Below are 17,125 nucleotides of genomic sequence, written 5' to 3' on the forward strand. Positions count from 1 at the left end.
TATTTTTTGAACAAATTTCACTTTTCAAACTAAGCCGAAGTGCGTATCATAGCACGCCTTGTCGATTGTCGCCCTATTCGACAATAATTGGATTTAGGCTTGTTTGAAGGTGGTTAAAGTAAAATGCGGATCGGTTCATACCAATTAAAAAATCGTATTTTACTTGCACCGATGGCAGGCATTACCGATAAGCCCTTTCGCCGTCTTTGTGCGCATTACGGTGCAGGTTTGACGTTTTCTGAAATGATGTCAACCAATCCTCAAGTTTGGCACACGGAGAAATCCAAACTGCGCTTAGCGCATAGTGAAGATCTCGGCATTAATGCAGTGCAAATTGCCGGTTCTGATCCATTGGAAATGGCGCAAGCTGCGGCGGTAAATGTAGAATACGGTGCAGAGATCATCGACATCAACATGGGTTGTCCCGCTAAAAAGGTGAATCGTAAATTGGCAGGTTCTGCCTTACTACAATTCCCCGAACTGGTAGAAAAAATTCTACAAGAAGTGGTGAATGCCGTTGATGTGCCGGTAACCTTAAAAATTCGCACCGGCTGGGATAAATCCAATCGAAATTGTGTACAAATCGGTAAAATTGCCGAACAATCCGGTATTCAAGCTTTAACCATTCATGGACGAACGAGAGAATGTCTTTTTGAAGGAGAAGCGGAATACGATAACATTCGCGCAGTCAAACAAGCGATTGCAATTCCGGTAATTGCAAATGGTGATATTGATTCTGCCGCGAAAGCAAAAGCGGTGCTTGATTACACAGGTGCCGATGCAATAATGATCGGTCGTGCGGCATTAGGTAATCCTTGGTTATTTCAATCGGTGGAAAGCTTAATTGAGCAAGATTCGATAATTCAAACGCCAAGTTTGAGTGAAAAGTGCGGTCAAATTTTACGCCATATTCAAGAATTACATCAATTCTATGGTGAACAAAAAGGCTACCGAATAGCACGTAAACACGTGGCTTGGTATTTACAGGGGATTCAACCCGATTCCGTTTTTAGACAGACTTTTAACGCAATCAGTGATCCGAAAGAACAACTCATTGTGTTGGAAGATTTTTTAAATTTAATTTTGGATAAAGAAAAATGTTAGAACAACAACGTAATCCGTCCGAAGCGTTAACCGTTTCAGTTTTAAATGCTCAATCACAAGTAACAAATAAACCATTACGCGATTCAGTAAAACAAGCATTACGCAATTACTTATCACAATTAGATGGTCAAGATGTGAACGATCTTTACGAATTAGTACTAGCGGAAGTTGAACACCCGATGTTAGATATGGTTATGCAATATACTCGCGGTAACCAAACTCGTGCGGCAAATATGCTCGGCATCAACCGCGGCACATTACGCAAAAAATTAAAAAAATACGGTATGGGTTAATACTCAACACCATCAAAAAGACGAACAAATGTTCGTCTTTTTTGTTTTCAGATCGCCCGAAAAATAACGGTATTATGTATCTGTGACACAAATCTATGTATCTGTGACACAAATCTATGTATCTGTGACACAAATCAGCGTAGAAGGCAAATTTTTTGCCCACCGTTTCAACCACAATATTTTCGAGCGTAGGGTGGGCAACTTGTTGCCCACCATTGAAATACCCTCTCTGAACCGGTAGGCAACAAGTTGCCCACCCTACCCAATAAATGTTGAATATAATGTCATAATGAAGCAAAAAAGAGGGACACCGCATTTGGTGTCCCTATTATTTTTCGTTTTCCCAAGGTTTAATATGCTAAAAATCCTTTTCAAACACTAAATTGACGTTTTTGCGGTCGTAGGAATACATTGACGGCAAATTACTGTCTTGTTTGCGGTAGGATAATTGCAATTTCGGGGTGATGCCGAATAAATGCCAATCCCGTTTCCATAAGGTTAAATGAGCACTGTAAATCTTGTCTTTACGGATTTTACCGAGGGGAATAAGTCCACCTAGCACAGCGTAATCTTTATATTGGCGTTGGGAAATGCCAAAACCGAGACGGCTGGAAATGCCCTTGCCCCATTCTTGCCCCCAACCGAGGCGGAGGGATTTGGTGTCGGAGCTGTATTGTTTAACCCATGTTTTTTCACGGTTGAAATCACCACCCAAATAGAAAAACTGTTGTGGTGTTCTTGCCCACACTAAAGTGGCGGAAAGTAATCTTGTGTTGCCGTTTTGGCTGCGACTGTCGAAATAGCGGTTTTTGGCATATTCGGCTGCAGTGGAAAGTTGCCAGTTCGGGTTTAACCAACGGCTATATTCCAATCTTGCCCCGTTCGACCATTGATAGCTTTCGTTGCCATATAAGCGTTTTTCATAAAAAGGAAGCAGGCTAAAGGTGGATTTGGCGGTTTTATAGCGTAACCCCAAAGAAGTGCGGTTTAAAAAGTCGTCATATTCGTGATTATCCCAATAACTTTTTCCATAAAGGTCGTTTTCTAAGGCTAAATAATAACGTCCCCATAAATTGAAATCTTTGCTGAGGTTAAAGCGGTAAGCAATACCGTGAGCGGTTTCCGGCATCATATCGTTATTTTTTACATAGCCGGTGTCTTCAATATTGCGGTTGCTTGAGGTGTTATTCACATTGGTGTCTCGCACATAATGGGCGAAAAGGGAAATATTCCATTCATCACGGCTTTGTAATGCCTCTAAATAGGCGTTAATCAGTTGGCGAACCTGTGCAGGGACGTTCGGTTCACTAAGGGCTTTTTGGAATTGGGCTTCGGCGGCGGTATTTTGCTTATCGTGGAATAGGGCAATCGCCAGTTCAATTCGCACTGGGTTGAGTTCTGTCCGTTCCGCAAGAATTTCACGATAAACGGAAACCGCCGTGCCGTAATCCCCGGTTAACGCCGCAAATTTCCCTTCGGCAAATTGCACCAAAGTGCGGTCGTTTTCGGGGAAGGTTTTGTAAATCGCCAATAATTTCTCAATCATTGCCGGCTCACGGCTATAAATGGCTTGCCCTAATAATTGTTGGGTTAATTTCGGGTTGCTGCGTAAATCCGCTTCGGAAAAATGAATGGGCTGTTCATTCTGCCCTAACAGGCTCACCACCGCCTCACGCTTTTCCGGCTCGGCAACTTTTATTTGTTGTTGTACTTCGGTAAGGGGGGCGGAGTGGGTGGTGAGGGGGGATATTAAAAGTAGGGGAAATAGATAATTTAAATTTTTCATTATTTTAATTACTCTTTTGTGGTTTGTTTTTATCTTTAAAAATGTATGTATATAATAATGAAGTAATTAGTGCCGATATAACGAGTAAAATATAAGTCAAAACATCAGACAAAAAGTTTTGCTCTATCTTGGAGGGAGTAGCACTAAAGAAATTTAATATACATTGATGAATATAATTGGTAGGTATAAATAAAACCGGTATAATTAAACAGTCAATAATACAGCGAACTCGCTTGTCAAGAATAGCAACATCATTTATAAAACAAAGTAAAATCCCAACAATAATAGTACAGACAGATAGTATAAACAAAGCAAGATCATTCACTTTATATGCACTAAATTTAAGAAACATAAATGCAATTATTAAAAATATAAAGCCAATAGCGATAAGGATTCCACCTCCTTTTTTATTTCTTTTTATAGCTTCATTTTTATTTTCCCCCGTAGTTTTTTGTTGTTCAGGGCTAGATTTGTTTTGTTCTATCATTACATTTTCTCCACAAAAAAAAGCCACTCCACAATTGAAGTGGCGTTGGTTGATTAATATTAAAGGGTTAAATTATTTTTTAGGTTGTTTTTCGGCACTAAATACGCCATCATATGATCTACCAGTAGAAAGTCCATCAGGTACATATGCCCTAATAGTTCCAGCAGCTTCATTAGCTTTCGGTCCTAAAAATACCCCAGATACAGAGACTGTAGGCTTAGTACTAATAAATCCATCATCAGATATACGATTTTCAAATCGAATATCCTCTGCTCCTTTATAAAAAATCATCGGCGATTTATCTAAATAATGTTCCCCTATAGTCTTGCTATTTAAATATACAGATGTGAATGAGTTTACATCTCTATCTCCAAAATGAGCATTAATCGTAATTTCTCCATCTTTATAAGGAAGTGAGTATTCCATATGTTCTCCACCATAAGTAGAATAACCATCACCTGGTTGATTAAGAACTCTATCACTATGGCTAGCCAATATCTCACCTTTATAAGTTGCAGAGCCTTTTACTTCATCAATAAAATCAATACGTGATGTAAGTTCCCCTTTTTCATTTAAACGAAATTGACCAATCTTATTGCCAAGTTCATCACTATATTCTGTGAGTGTTGATATTTCATCTCCATTTTTTATTAAGAATAATCTTTGATCATACTGATTAGTAAAAAAAGCTCCATAAGTTGTGTAAGGTGTATTTTTAAAAAGATAATTAAATTTATCTATATATTCTGCTTCTAATATCTTATCCCATCCATCTGTTTTTTTGATTAATACACCATCAAGATTTTCATTCTCAATAGTACCCTGATGCCACCCTAATAAATTTGGATTTTGTTTATCTTCCTTAGCCAGTTTCTCAAAATCTAAATCGTTTAAAATTCCCTTATTTACCCCATTACGTAAAAGAACATCTCCTTTAGGTAATCCAATTGGATAATTATCAGGAAATTCAGCAGAAGAACGCAGCTCTATATTTTCAAAAAAATCAAGGTTCCGAGTACTTCCAGTAAATTCATGCCCCAGTTTTCTCCATCCTGTTGGCACAAGTTCTGGGGATGTTGAATTTTCTGACTTACTTGGCTCAGTCGGTTTTGTTTGGTTATTAGACTGTTCCTGTTTTGGTTGCTCCGGTTTGCTTTGGTTATTGGATTGTTCCGGTTGTTTTGGTTGCTCCGGTTTGCTTTGGTTATTGGATTGTTCCGGTTGTTTTGCCTGTGCTGCTTTTTTCTCCACCACCAATTTTTCCACATTGGTTAAATTGATATTGGCTTGGGTGAGGTTTTGATTGGCAATCACCAATAATTGGTTTTGTTGTTGTAAGGCTTTAGTAGCGTTGTTTAGCTCATTGCGTTTGTCTTGCAAGGCTTTGGCATCTTTCTTTTCGCTTTTCTCTAATGCGGCAATTTCTTCATTGATTTTTTTGATGCGTACATTGATATTAGTGATTTCTTTTTCAATGTTGGTGACTTTGGTTTTGCTGTTAGCTACCGTGTTTTTCGCTGCGGTCACGCTTTTTTCCAATTGTTGTAGATTTTGTTTGCTGTAATCAATCGCCGATACACGCTCAATGGCATTCGATTCATTACGATGATTATTGTGCGAACCGGAGCTACAAGCGGTAATGCTTAATGCCACAAGGGTGGCGAGTGCGGTTTTTTTCAAGGTTGAATTCATAATAAAATCCTTAAGTAAAGAATGATTAAACGATTAATAACTGTCTTTATTTTTTGCCTTAAAAGGCGAATAAAAACCCGAATATCGTACAAAAAAAAAACAAAAGTAAATCAAAATTTAAACAATTTTGCATTTTTTTGATATACGTCGCATTTTTATGTGGGATTTTGGAAATTGAGGGAAAGTGCTCTCAGCTCGTAGGGTGGGCAAATTTTTTGCCCACCGTTTCAACCACAATATTTTCGAGCGTAGGGTGGCAACTTGTTGCCCACCATTGAAATACCCTCTCTGAATCGGTGGACAACAAGTTGCCCCCCCTACTGATTGTGTTAAAATTTGCCAAAAATTTGAGGAAAATTATGACAACTTGGATTACCCCGCCCTTTCTCACCTTACTTAGTATTTCACTTTTTATTTTGATTATTTTTGGTTTTCTATTGGCACGCCGAACACGTGATGTGCAGGAATTGCAGCAGGATTTAAGTAAAGCCAATTTGGATTTCAACCAACTTGCCGAACGTTTCGATGTGCTAAGCCAACAAAAAAGTCGATTGGAGCAACAAACCGTCAAAGCTCAAACGGAAAGTGAGGGGTTACAAATTCGTTTGAACGAACGGGACGAAAAAATCAGCTATCTCAGCAAAGAACTGGATGAAGAACAAAATCGGAACGAGCAAATCGGTTCACAAATCACTGCATTAAAAGAGCGTTTCGGCATTGCTTCGGCACAAGCGGAAAGCTTAGAGAACCAATTACAACAAAGCCAAACTCATTTATCCCGCAAAGAACAGGAAGTGCAAAATTTAACGGAAAAACTGACCGCACTTTCGCAAGAACTCACCGGCTTAAAAACCACCCTTGCCGCAAAAGAAAAACACTTTACCGAGCAACAGCAAAATATTGAGCAGTCCAAGCAGCAACTCAGCGTTGAATTTCAAAATCTTGCCAATCGTATTTTGGAAGAAAAAGCCCGTTCTTTTAATCAAACTAATGTCTCCGCCTTGGAAAACTTGTTAAAACCTTTCCGTGAACAAATTGAGGGTTTTCAAAAACGTGTGAATGAAATTCACTCGGAATCGGTGAAAGGCAATGCGGGCTTGGAAGCGGAAATTAAAAAAGTATTGGAAATCGGATTAAATATGTCGCAAGAAGCCAATAATCTGACTTCTGCCCTCAAGGGTGAAAAGAAAACCCTTGGCAATTGGGGAGAAGTACAGCTGGAACGTGCGCTTCAACTTGCGGGGTTAATTGAAGATGTTCATTACAGTGTACAATCTCATTTTAAAGATGAACAAGGCGGGCGCAATTATCCCGATTTCGTCTTGAATTTACCGGATAATAAAAACATCATCATCGATAGTAAAATGTCCTTAGTCGCTTATGAAAGTGCGGTCAATTCCGAGGAAGATTTTGAGCAGGAACGCTTGATGAAAGAGCATATAAAAGCCCTGAAAAATCACATTGATGATCTTCACAAAAAAGATTACAGCAACCTAATCGGTATGCGTAGCCCGAATTTTGTGTTGATGTTTATCGCTGTCGAACCCGCCTATATTGAAGCCTTAAAATTAGATCCGAGCCTTTTCAATTATGGTTATGAGAAAAACGTCATTATGGTGTCGCACACCACATTAATGCCGATTCTACGCACAGTCGCCAATTTATGGCGTATTGAACGTGGCAATGCGGAGGCGAAAGAAATCGCCGAAAAAGCCGGTGAAATTTATAATCAAATTTGCTTGGTTGCCGAGCGATTAAATAAACTGGGCAATACGCTTTCTACCGTCAGCAATCAATATAACAGCACGGTTACCGCCTTAGTCGGTCAGCAAGGCTTAGTGGGTAAAGTAGAACGTTTCAAAGATTTATCCGCCAAAGCGAATAAAGTGATGCCGAATATAGAACTGTTACATAACGAGGTGGATTTAAGCCGTTTATCATTAATAACACAAGAAGAAAAATAATCCCCGCATTAACTATTGCTATTTTCAAAAAAACTGCTATTTTTTGGCGGTTTTTTTATTTAACTCACTCTAATTTAGGAAGAATGAATGGAACAGCAAAAATCACCCGATCCCTATGCAAAATATAATCGACAATCTAATGCCATAAGCAAAATTGTTTTTGCCAGCCGTTGGTTACAATTACCGATTTATCTCGGTCTTGTTGTCGTACAGGGCATTTACGCCTATAAATTTATGAAATCCCTTTGGCATCTGATTACAAATATCAATGAAATGGATTCCAATACCATTATGCTTGCCGTGCTGAATCTTATTGATGTGGTAATGATTGCCAATTTACTTGTGATGGTGACGATTGGCGGTTATGAGATTTTCGTCTCTAAACTAAAAACCCGAAACCACCCGGATCAACCGGAATGGATGAGCCACGTTAATGCAACGGTGTTAAAAGTGAAACTCTCGATGTCGATTATCACGATTTCATCGATTCATATGTTACAAACTTTTGTTAATGTAAGTAATCTTCCGGAAAAAACCATGATGTGGCAGCTTTTCTTGCATCTCGGTTTCTTAGTCTCTGCGATTGCATTGGCTTATACCGATAAGATTCTTTACAGCACCAGCCACAAAAGCCACTAATGCGAAAGATTTTTTCTCGTTCAAACGCCAACCAAAAGCCCGTCGGCGTTTCTTTTAAAACGAGCAAACAAAAAGCAAAGCCCCCCGTAAAAACACGGGTCATTATTTTTAATAAGCCTTTTGATGTCTTAACTCAATTCACCGATGAAAACGGACGGGCTACGCTTAAAGATTTTATTCCTATCCCTCATATTTATGCCGCAGGGCGGCTTGATCGCGACAGTGAGGGGTTACTTATTCTTACCAATAACGGGGAATTACAACACCACCTTGCCGCTCCCGAATTCAAAACGGAGAAAACCTACTGGGTGCAAGTGGAAGGTGAGCCGAGCGAGCAGGATTTGATGCCTTTACGCCAAGGCGTGGAACTCAAAGACGGAATGACAAAACCGGCAAAAGTGCGGTTGATTTCAACACCGGATTTATGGCAACGTCATCCGCCTATCCGTGAGCGGAAATCCATTCCGACATCTTGGTTGGAAATTAAAATCACGGAGGGGCGCAACCGTCAAGTACGCCGTATGACAGCCCATATCGGCTTTCCGACATTGCGTTTAGTGCGCTATCAAATGGGAGTATTATCCATTGAAGGATTGGCAAATGGTGAATATCGAGAATTGTCTGAAAAAGAAATTGAGAGATTATTCCTTTCCTTAAAAGGAAAATAAGGTGCAATTTACACTCGATAATCCGGTCGTAGGGTGGGCAACTAGTTGCCCACCGAAAATATTATGGTTAAACGGTGGGCAAAAAATTTGCCCACCCTACGGTGATTGGTGATTTGAGTGTGCGACTAATCCTGCATTATTTAAAACATCACTTGCGCATTTTCTACCTGAACGAAAAAGCCATTTCCATTCAAAATCACACTGTAATCCGTTTGATATTTTTTACCGTTTGTCTCCACTAATGTATGGCAACTGCGAATGCCCTGCTGTGGATAATGTTGCGTTTCACGGGTTTGGCTAAGTTTTCTTACCGTCATAGGTACACCCGTTGCTTTACCTTGTTGTTTGAATGCATCGGATAGCACTTTAATCACTTCGCTATCTTGACATTTCGGCACAAGCACGGCTTTTTTTGCCTGACTAAGCGGTTGGGCTTCCGCTGCATTGCTTTCGACTTTTTCCACTTTTTTATCAATCTGTTTTTGTCGAACCGATTTTGCTTTATGTGCTTTTTTTGACGATTTGTGAGAAGTGGTTTTTACCTGCGATTTAGCTGATTTCTTATCCTTACTCACTTGTTTTTTAGTCATTTTTTTATCAGACTTCACCGATTTCTTCTGTGCTGTTTTTTTATTCCCTGCTTTGATTTTTGTTTTTTTCTCTACCGACTTTTTTACATCCGCTTTTTTCGTTGTAAGTTTTTTCTCAGTTGGCTTTTTGACTTGTGTTTTTTTCGTCTGCTTAATACTTTGTTTTTCTGTATTTTTTTGTGGCGTTGCGGCAATTGCCGTAACCGTGATAAAAGGCAACAATGCCAATAACACCTTAACGAATTTTTTCATAATGTTCTCCTTAAACAGGTATGATGTAGCAGTTGCACAAATATTGTTAAACAACGATTGTGTAGAACCGGTGGGCAAATTTTTGCCCACCGGTTCAAAGAGAGAATTTCAACGGTGGGCAAAAATTCCCCCCCCCTACTTTGTACATTGTGCGACTGATACATAATACCGTCTTAAACAAAAAGTGCGGCTAAACTAACCGCACTTCATTCTCTCGTGAATTAAATAAAAACGGATACAAAGCTGCAAACCGTAGACATTTTTAAATCTAATTCACGATAAAATTTAAAATTAAAGATAATAATGTTCTACGTAATTTAATTTATCATCAAGTTTTAACACTAACGGCTGACCGGTCGGAATTTCAAAATCCATAATCTCCGCATCGGAAATACCGATGATGTGTTTTGCCAATGCACGAAGCGAGTTACCGTGAGCCACCACTAAAACACGTTTGCCGGAAAGCATTGCCGGTGCAATTTGATCTTCCCAGAACGGCAATGCACGTTCTAAAGTAATCTTTAAGTTTTCCGCATTCGGCACGACATCTGACGGAATGTTCGCATAACGGCGGTCGTTGTGTGCTGAATTTGGATCCTGCGGATCTAAATCCGGCGGAGAAATATCATAAGAACGACGCCAAATATGAACTTGTTCATCACCGTATTGTTCTGCCGTCGCTTTTTTGTCTAAGCCTTGCAATGCACCGTAATGACGTTCATTTAAACGCCAGTTTTTCACTTGAGGAATCCATAATTGGTGAGATTCTTCCAGCACGATGTTACAAGTTTTAATTGCTCGCGTTAATACGGAAGTAAAGGCAATATCAAATTCATAACCGGCATCCAATAATTTCTTACCTGCCGCTTTGGCTTCTTCCACACCACGTTCGGTGAGGTTTACATCGCGCCAGCCGGTGAATAAGTTTTTCGCATTCCATTCACTGAAACCGTGACGAATAAAGACTAATTCCATAAGGATCTCCTAAAGGTCTGTTAGTAAAAATAAACGAGCACTTTTATAGCAAAAAATCATTCGGTTTAAAAGCGAAAAGGCTCGTTTTCCTGATCTTTCGCAAAAAATCGGAGGGGGGCGTTTTAGCAATCTTAAAATAATGCTACTATTTACGCCCTATAAGCGAATAATCTTTACTCACCTTTATTTTTATCTCTAGAATTTGATGTATGCAGTATTGGAAACCGAGCGCAAAAACATTTTCAAAAATGACCGCACTTTTAGCCTGTGGGCTCATTGCCTTTTCACCATTTGGCTATGGCAATAATCTCAATCAAATTCAACAACAAATCAAACAACAAGAATCAAAACTTGCCGAGCAAAAACGTAAGCAGGCTCAGCTTCAATCCACCTTAAAAAATCAAGAAAGCAAAATCAATTCCGTTGCCGGCGAACTACGTGAAACGGAACTCAGTTTGAAAGAAATCCGTAAACAAATCGCAGAATCGGACAAGCAAATCAAACAATTAGAGAAAAAAGAACGTGAACAAAAAAACAAACTGGCAAAGCAGATGGATGCTATTTATCGCTCGGGGTTAAACCCTTCCGTGTTGGAGAGAATGCTCTCTGAAGATGCGAAAAAAGCGGCACGGATGAAAGTGTATTACGAGCATCTAAACCAAGCCCGTATTGAAATGATTAATCATCTTCAAACCACACAAATACAAATTGTTAAACAAAAAGAGGCGATTTTAGGGCAGCAGCAAAGCCATAGGGATCAGCTTTCCATACAGAAAAAGCAACAACAAGAATTAGAAAAAATTCAACGTGAACGTCAATCCACTTTGAACGAAATCAATAAAAATATTAATAAAGATCAGAATAAATTAGAAAGTTTACGTGCAAATGAAACCGCCTTGCGCCAAGAAATTCAACGAGCGGAACAAGTCGCACGCCAACAAGAGCAGCGCGAGCGGGAAGCCTTGGCACAGCGGAAACAATCGGAAGAAAAACGCACAGCCAAACCTTATAAACCAACGGCACAAGAGCGTCAATTGATTAACAGCACCAGTGGTCTAGGAGCGGCTAAACGTCAATACAATAAGCCGGTAAACGGTTCGACATTATACGCGTTCGGTTCGACACAAGCCGGAGAAGCCCGCTGGAAAGGAATGGTGATTGCCGCCCCTAACGGTACTGCGGTGCGTGCCATTGCAAGCGGTCGAGTGATCCTTGCCGGACAGCTAAATGGTTACGGCTATATGGTTATTATTAAGCACGGCGATAGTGATTTGAGTTTGTACGGTTTTAACCAAGCGGTATTTGTGAAAGCAAACCAACTGGTTTCAGCCGGTCAAACTATCGCTCAAGTGGGGAATACCGGAGAACTTTCCCGATCGGCCTTGTATTTTGGTATTAGCCGAAAAGGCGTACCGGTAAACCCTGCGGGATGGATAAAATAATGCACAACATATTAAAAAGTGCGGTTAAAAATTTCATCCTTTTTTCGACCGCACTTTTCTCCTCTTTTGTTAGCGCACAAAGCAAACTTGCCATTGTGATTGATGATATCGGCTATCACCCGAAAGAAGATGCGGCGATTTTCGCGATGCCGAGGGAAATTTCCGTAGCGATTATTCCCTCAGCACCTTATGCCAAAGCACGTAATCAAGAGGCGAAAACTCAGGGACGTGATGTGCTTATTCATATGCCGATGCAACCGGTAAGCCAAATTAAAATAGAAGAAGGCGGTTTATCTTTAGGAATGTCGGCAGAACAAGTTGCCAAGCGTGTTCAAAGAGCAAAAGAGACGGTAAGTTATGCCATTGGAATGAATAATCATATGGGGAGTGCGGCGACAGCGGATAGCCTCTTAATGAAACATTTAATGCAAGCGCTACATTCACAGCATTTGTTCTTTTTAGATAGCCGAACCATTGGAAAATCCGTTGCAGGTAAAATTGCAAAAGAGCAAGGCGTACGCTCGTTAGATCGCCATATTTTCCTAGATGACAGTAATGAATTTGCCGATGTTCAACGCCAATTTCAAGCCGCACTCCAATATGCCCGAAAACACGGCACGGCAATTGCTATTGGACACCCTCGAAAAAATACAGTGGCGGTGTTACAGCAAGGCTTACGCAATTTACCTTCGGATATTCAACTTGTCGGAATGGGTAGTTTATGGCGTAACGAGCGCGTCATTCCGCCAAAACCGTTTATTTTGTTATTTAATGACACACCGGCACCGACGTCCGAAGCACCTTATGAGCCGATACCGTTACTGCGTGGTGTACCAAGATAAAAAGTGTAGCAGGTGTTTATTCCACTGATATCATCTAATTATAGCGAAATAGCGAATAAAGCCTGCTTTAGGAAGAAAACTTAACGGGGCGAAAAACGGTAAAATCGCCAATCAATTAACGCCTGTGATATTCAAAATACAATACGGTTGCCGCAACACGTGAATGGACGTTTAATTTGCGTAATAAATTTCGGATATGTACTTTCACGGTTTCTTCCGAGATAAATAATTGACCTGCAATTTGTTTGTTAGATAAACCGGTGGCAATTAAACTCAGCACGTCCATCTCGCGTTCCGTCAAGGACTCCATCGGATCTTGGCGGTGCTCCCGTTCAATAAGCAAATTTTTAATTGAATCGCTTAAAATCACTTCACCTTGCGCAATACGTGTAATCTGGTCAAGCAAGGTATCCGGCTCAGTATCTTTTAATAAATAGCCATCGGCACCGGCATCAACCAACGCAAAAATATCATTTTTCGCATCAGATACGGTTAAGATCACAATACGCGCATCCACGCCCTCTGCCCGTAATCCTTTAAGCGTATCCAACCCTGAAAGCCCTTTCATATTCAGATCCAAAATAATCAGATCCGGTAACCTTTGTAAGGCAACGGAAATCCCTTCCGCCCCGCTACCAACATCCGCAATCACTTCAAAGTTATCATTTAATTCAATAAGTTGCTTAATACCACGGCGCATTAATGGGTGATCATCGATTAATAATACTTTTAATTTTTCTTGCACATTTCCCCCTTGGTAATAATTGATAGAATCCTACACCAAAATTCTGTCATTTTAGCGGGATTTAAAATACCTTCCAATTGTAAAAATAAGAGAAGTTGATCTATCTCATTACAATCCCTCTTTTGAGGTAGAGCTAATGAAGGTTTCGTTGATATTTGAAAGGTAAAATTTGTACGCTTCCCTGTGGGCAACGCTGTAATTGATAAAATTGAGGATAATTAAAATCACGGGATTCAATATGATAAGGATTTTCACCGCCAAGGCTTGAAGCTTGATAAAGTCGATTAATTTCACGGACTTTATCATCTTTCAATCCATCGCAATGGCGATAGATTTCTAAATGATTCAATTCGTCCAATAAATACACATTGAATGTTTCATCTTTATTATCCTCAAAGAAAAATTGTAAAAAACCTTCTCTGGCGAAAAGATCAATGCCCGCCGGATATTGACGGTTACCGAGTGAAACATCTTCTTTTTCTTCTACCGAGGTTCTTAAAATACCATCAAAATCGACCGCACTTTGCGCATCATTTTCCACTTCTTGCAAACTAATGCCACGTTCTTCAAAAAAGAATTGCCAGTTTTTCCCGGCGACACGCAATCTCGGCGTGTGGGGCGGTGGGCTATCGCCAAGTTGAATGCTGATACAACGATTCACTAATGCATTCACTAAGTGGCGTAACGTGCGGCGATAATGTTTGCTATAGCAACATACCTGCACCGAACGAGGGCTATTCACGCCGCGATAGATTTTGTTGGACAGCACTTTTAATGCCAACAAAATCGCATTAGCGCCTTCAAAATGAAAAGTGCGGATTTCATTCCATATATTACGATAAGTAAAATCAATACTGCCGACGAAATTCTGTTCAAAAGGTCCAACGCTAAACAAATCACTGGCAGAAAGATTGTCTCTAAATTCGCTTAAAGGTGCCGACGGATCCACGGTTAAATTAACGGCAATTAAAATCTGACGAATCTCACAGGAATTTGCAAAGGCATCACTACCGACAGTCGTTGCGTTGCGTGAAAAAGAAAGACGAAGATCTGCAACAAAATTTCGCAAGGTTTCAATATTAACGCTTTTACTAAAGAGATAAAGCTCCGTTTCCGCCGTGAGTAAGCGATTAAAATATGCCCATGCAACCAGTTTATTTAAACTCTCACTGTATTCAGTCACCCGACCGTCGGAAAACATCATAGCATTTGGCGGTCTATTAATCAGATACCAACCGTCTTTAAAGTGCTTATTGCCACGCACTTCTAAAAAAGAAATATGCGGTTCAGATAAATCACGGAAATTTTGCGTATTTAGCAAATTCACTTTTCCCGGTAACTCTTCAAATGCCGTATAAAGCTTACGTGTCAGAATATTAATATCCTGTGGAATCACACTGGAATGAATTTTATGTTTTCGCGCAAAATTGACTAAATTACGGTAGCTTAACATGAGAAATTTCACCAAGTTTTGATGGCTTTTTTTCACCTGTTTAATCTTCCAAAACGGACGCCGGTTCAACTCGCCAATTATCTCGGTATTCCAGCCCCACTCTTGGGCAAGAATGCGCATATAGTTGGTTCGCCAGTTATTACGTTGATATAGCGACAAGTCCTCCATCACCTTGATATAGAAACAGCGGCGCACAAAATAAAGGCGTTTAAATTCGGAAAGTGCGGTCAAATAATTTGTTACTTTTGTCAAAATCGCAATATAAGGATCAAAGTGATGTTCCGGCGTTGTATTGCCGGAAAAGAGATCTTCTTTAAATTGTCTGGCAATAAGGCGCGCATTGGGGTATTCCTCAGAATATGCCTCCAACAGTGAAATTTTTAATACGGATTTATAAGGGGAATCTACGCCCTTATAAAGTAACCACAAACTTGCACCGAAATATTCTTTAGCGGAAAAGCGTCCTAATCCGCCGAAATCCACCCAATCCTGCGGATTAAGCGAACCGTCCTCTATTCGTTTTTGTACTTCTTTTTCGTAATCGGCTTCCTTCTCAACCCATAAATGCCACCATAGCAGCGGTTTGCCGGCAAGGCGAACCGCCGAACGATAAAACTCCTCCAATAACAACATATATTGTGCCGAGCCGCTATTTTCATTGGTAACGGGATCTGCGTAACGCTCGCTGCGGAAACGTTGTTGATCGACTAAGTAAAAATGAATTTCAACATCAAACTGCAACGCCCACTCTTCAATCTTACGTGCTTTTTGTGTGAGTAAATCACGTTCTTCTTCCGTTAAATCTTCCCGATGGCAAATCCATGTATCCACATCGGAACTTGAAGTCTGGCTAATAGAACCGAAGCTCCCCATCACATACATCCCTAAAATCGGCGGGTTTTCCATATAAACCTGACGCTTTAACTCAGCATTGTGAAGAGGAAATTCATCGGAAAGAAAATTCTGTTGATATTCCGATAAAGTGAAATTTGCGATACCGAAAACAGCATATGGAGAAGGCGAAACATAGCCGGGTAAACCGGGATAGTTAAAGTGAAACAAAAGAGGGAGTAAAGATAACACGTGCTGAAATCCGCTATTCAAACCTAACTGTGCGCGTTCCAAGCGACGTTGGTCTAAAATTTCAACATATTTCTTTGCTTGATTAAGATCGTATTTCACGTATCACCCTACTAAAAATCACTGTGCGTAATGTACCATTTCAAATCTATTAAGGCAAAAAATTGCGACCTAACCTGACATTTGCTATATTCGCAACCCTATGATTCCTCATTCGATTTCAATTATGTCCCATTTATCCAAACCAACCTCTATGCCGACAAAATTCAGCAATTTACTTGGGCGATTGCCGCTTTTTGCGTTCCTGTTTTGCTTTGGCCTTTAGCATTGCTCATTTCTACCGGCTTTTCCAAAAGCACCGTATTGAACGAAGGGCAAATTAATCTCTTTTCCACATTATGTTGGATTTATCCTTTTATCCTCGCCATCATCGCCCGAATACTTTATAAACTGCACCACCGCGCGCCTACTCTTGCGGCAACATTACTCGGTATAAGTGCGGTCATTTTTTATGGTGTTTTAATTTATATCTGCGTGGCAAGTGCCGCATAAAAAGCGGCTATATAACTAAAAGAATGAATTGAAGTATTACTTCCTAAATACAGTGATGAATTTAGTCTTTTTCATACCAAATCCGATTCACATAAAGCGTAACCCGTCCTGATGGGGTTTCAACACGAACCTCGTCATCAATGCCTTTCCCTATCAAAGCACGGGCGACCGGAGAATCAATGGAAATCCAATTTTTGGCAGGGTCAAATTCATCGCAGCCGACCAAACGGTATTGTTTCAATTCACCGTCTTCATCTTCCAGTTCTACCCACGCACCAAAAAATACCTTCCCTTCTTGCTTCGGGCTGTAGTCCACAATTTGTAAAACGTCTAAACGTTTGGTAAGAAAACGCACGCGGCGATCAATTTCACGTAAACGACGTTTGCCGTAAATATATTCGGCATTTTCACTGCGATCCCCCAAAGCGGCGGCATCCGAAACCGCTTGCGTGACTTTTGGACGTTCCTCTCTCCATAAAAATTTCAGTTCTTGATCTAAAGCATTCCAGCCCTGGCGTGTAATGTAATTTGATTTTGCCATTTGTTTTACCGAAGTCAGAA

Annotated in this window: 16 protein-coding genes; 8 read left to right on the top strand and 8 right to left on the bottom strand. The window is 40.2% G+C overall.

Going from position 1 to position 17,125, the window contains the following annotated elements; genetic code table 11:
• The first annotated feature begins 123 nt into the window (after window positions 1-123).
• Window positions 124-1,104, top strand: coding sequence for a tRNA dihydrouridine synthase DusB (dusB, locus tag IHV77_RS04345; RefSeq protein WP_194812897.1), 981 nt, complete (start codon window positions 124-126; stop codon window positions 1,102-1,104).
• Window positions 1,098-1,397: a DNA-binding transcriptional regulator Fis gene (fis, locus tag IHV77_RS04350; protein ID WP_194812898.1), complete on the top strand. Its 300-nt coding sequence runs from the start codon at window positions 1,098-1,100 to the stop codon at window positions 1,395-1,397. The genes dusB and fis overlap by 7 nt, the downstream gene beginning before the upstream one ends.
• Window positions 1,398-1,755: 358 nt before the next feature.
• Here fis and IHV77_RS04355 read toward each other — a convergent pair whose 3' ends face one another.
• The 3 genes from IHV77_RS04355 to IHV77_RS04365 form a co-directional block, all read right to left on the bottom strand.
• Window positions 1,756-3,183 (bottom strand): surface lipoprotein assembly modifier, encoded by a 1,428-nt coding sequence (locus tag IHV77_RS04355; protein WP_194812899.1) that lies wholly within the window; start codon window positions 3,181-3,183, stop codon window positions 1,756-1,758.
• A gap of 4 nt (window positions 3,184-3,187) precedes the next feature.
• Complete coding sequence (locus IHV77_RS04360; RefSeq protein WP_194812900.1) at window positions 3,188-3,670, bottom strand: hypothetical protein; 483 nt, start codon at window positions 3,668-3,670, stop codon at window positions 3,188-3,190.
• A gap of 72 nt (window positions 3,671-3,742) precedes the next feature.
• The gene (locus IHV77_RS04365) at window positions 3,743-5,362 is read right to left on the bottom strand and encodes a hypothetical protein (RefSeq protein WP_194812901.1); all 1,620 of its coding nucleotides are present in this window, start codon (window positions 5,360-5,362) and stop codon (window positions 3,743-3,745) included.
• A 359-nt stretch (window positions 5,363-5,721) separates the two neighbouring features.
• On the opposite strand from IHV77_RS04365, the gene rmuC reads away from it, so the two are divergent.
• The 3 genes from rmuC (at window position 5,722) to IHV77_RS04380 (ending at window position 8,633) form a co-directional block, all read left to right on the top strand.
• Window positions 5,722-7,326 carry a DNA recombination protein RmuC gene (gene rmuC / locus IHV77_RS04370; RefSeq protein ID WP_194812902.1) on the top strand — a complete coding sequence of 535 codons (1,605 nt, stop codon included), beginning with the start codon at window positions 5,722-5,724 and terminating at the stop codon, window positions 7,324-7,326.
• Window positions 7,327-7,413: 87 nt separating this feature from the next.
• Complete coding sequence (locus IHV77_RS04375) at window positions 7,414-7,965, top strand: TIGR00645 family protein (RefSeq protein ID WP_194812903.1); 552 nt, start codon at window positions 7,414-7,416, stop codon at window positions 7,963-7,965.
• Window positions 7,965-8,633 (top strand): pseudouridine synthase, encoded by a 669-nt coding sequence (locus IHV77_RS04380; RefSeq protein ID WP_194812904.1) that lies wholly within the window; start codon window positions 7,965-7,967, stop codon window positions 8,631-8,633. The genes IHV77_RS04375 and IHV77_RS04380 overlap by 1 nt, the downstream gene beginning before the upstream one ends.
• A gap of 140 nt (window positions 8,634-8,773) precedes the next feature.
• On the opposite strand, the gene IHV77_RS04385 is transcribed toward IHV77_RS04380, so the two are convergent.
• Together IHV77_RS04385 and IHV77_RS04390 are read right to left on the bottom strand one after the other, a co-directional pair.
• Entirely contained in the window at window positions 8,774-9,475 is a 702-nt protein-coding gene (locus tag IHV77_RS04385) for a hypothetical protein (RefSeq protein WP_194812905.1), read from the bottom strand.
• Between the two features lie 291 nt (window positions 9,476-9,766).
• A complete protein-coding gene (locus IHV77_RS04390) occupies window positions 9,767-10,450 on the bottom strand; it encodes a 2,3-diphosphoglycerate-dependent phosphoglycerate mutase (protein WP_005625827.1) in 684 nt (227 codons plus the stop codon).
• A gap of 209 nt (window positions 10,451-10,659) precedes the next feature.
• Here IHV77_RS04390 and envC point away from each other — a divergent pair, with 209 nt between their 5' ends.
• Complete coding sequence (envC, locus tag IHV77_RS04395) at window positions 10,660-11,892, top strand: murein hydrolase activator EnvC (protein WP_194812906.1); 1,233 nt, start codon at window positions 10,660-10,662, stop codon at window positions 11,890-11,892.
• The gene (locus tag IHV77_RS04400) at window positions 11,892-12,734 is read left to right on the top strand and encodes a divergent polysaccharide deacetylase family protein (protein WP_194812907.1); all 843 of its coding nucleotides are present in this window, start codon (window positions 11,892-11,894) and stop codon (window positions 12,732-12,734) included. Before envC ends, IHV77_RS04400 begins: the two co-directional genes overlap by 1 nt.
• A 115-nt stretch (window positions 12,735-12,849) precedes the next feature.
• On the opposite strand, the gene IHV77_RS04405 is transcribed toward IHV77_RS04400, so the two are convergent.
• Both IHV77_RS04405 and IHV77_RS04410 read right to left on the bottom strand, forming a co-directional pair.
• Window positions 12,850-13,479 carry a response regulator gene (locus IHV77_RS04405; RefSeq protein ID WP_194812908.1) on the bottom strand — a complete coding sequence of 210 codons (630 nt, stop codon included), beginning with the start codon at window positions 13,477-13,479 and terminating at the stop codon, window positions 12,850-12,852.
• 133 nt (window positions 13,480-13,612) lie between these two features.
• Complete coding sequence (locus IHV77_RS04410) at window positions 13,613-16,114, bottom strand: class I adenylate cyclase (RefSeq protein ID WP_194812909.1); 2,502 nt, start codon at window positions 16,112-16,114, stop codon at window positions 13,613-13,615.
• 135 nt (window positions 16,115-16,249) lie between these two features.
• Between IHV77_RS04410 and IHV77_RS04415 the strand changes: the two genes are divergently transcribed.
• Window positions 16,250-16,564 carry a DUF5389 family protein gene (locus IHV77_RS04415; RefSeq protein WP_194813223.1) on the top strand — a complete coding sequence of 105 codons (315 nt, stop codon included), beginning with the start codon at window positions 16,250-16,252 and terminating at the stop codon, window positions 16,562-16,564.
• Window positions 16,565-16,625: 61 nt separating this feature from the next.
• Here the strand turns inward: IHV77_RS04415 and greB are convergent, their stop codons facing one another.
• A complete protein-coding gene (gene greB, locus IHV77_RS04420) occupies window positions 16,626-17,105 on the bottom strand; it encodes a transcription elongation factor GreB (protein ID WP_194812910.1) in 480 nt (159 codons plus the stop codon).
• Between the last annotated feature and the right edge of the window lie 20 nt (window positions 17,106-17,125).

Source organism: Rodentibacter haemolyticus (genome assembly GCF_015356115.1).
GTDB classification, from domain to species: domain Bacteria; phylum Pseudomonadota; class Gammaproteobacteria; order Enterobacterales; family Pasteurellaceae; genus Rodentibacter; species Rodentibacter haemolyticus.

Bases quoted from the DNA above. Each gene is read 5' to 3' on its own strand.
- dusB (WP_194812897.1), top strand. From the start codon at position 124: ATGCGGATCGGTTCATACCAATTAAAAAATCGTATTTTACTTGCACCG.
- fis (WP_194812898.1), top strand. From the start codon at position 1,098: ATGTTAGAACAACAACGTAATCCGTCCGAAGCGTTAACCGTTTCAGTT.
- IHV77_RS04355 (WP_194812899.1), bottom strand. From the start codon at position 3,183: ATGAAAAATTTAAATTATCTATTTCCCCTACTTTTAATATCCCCCCTC.
- IHV77_RS04360 (WP_194812900.1), bottom strand. From the start codon at position 3,670: ATGATAGAACAAAACAAATCTAGCCCTGAACAACAAAAAACTACGGGG.
- IHV77_RS04365 (WP_194812901.1), bottom strand. From the start codon at position 5,362: ATGAATTCAACCTTGAAAAAAACCGCACTCGCCACCCTTGTGGCATTA.
- rmuC (WP_194812902.1), top strand. From the start codon at position 5,722: ATGACAACTTGGATTACCCCGCCCTTTCTCACCTTACTTAGTATTTCA.
- IHV77_RS04375 (WP_194812903.1), top strand. From the start codon at position 7,414: ATGGAACAGCAAAAATCACCCGATCCCTATGCAAAATATAATCGACAA.
- IHV77_RS04380 (WP_194812904.1), top strand. From the start codon at position 7,965: ATGCGAAAGATTTTTTCTCGTTCAAACGCCAACCAAAAGCCCGTCGGC.
- IHV77_RS04385 (WP_194812905.1), bottom strand. From the start codon at position 9,475: ATGAAAAAATTCGTTAAGGTGTTATTGGCATTGTTGCCTTTTATCACG.
- IHV77_RS04390 (WP_005625827.1), bottom strand. From the start codon at position 10,450: ATGGAATTAGTCTTTATTCGTCACGGTTTCAGTGAATGGAATGCGAAA.
- envC (WP_194812906.1), top strand. From the start codon at position 10,660: ATGCAGTATTGGAAACCGAGCGCAAAAACATTTTCAAAAATGACCGCA.
- IHV77_RS04400 (WP_194812907.1), top strand. From the start codon at position 11,892: ATGCACAACATATTAAAAAGTGCGGTTAAAAATTTCATCCTTTTTTCG.
- greB (WP_194812910.1), bottom strand. From the start codon at position 17,105: ATGGCAAAATCAAATTACATTACACGCCAGGGCTGGAATGCTTTAGAT.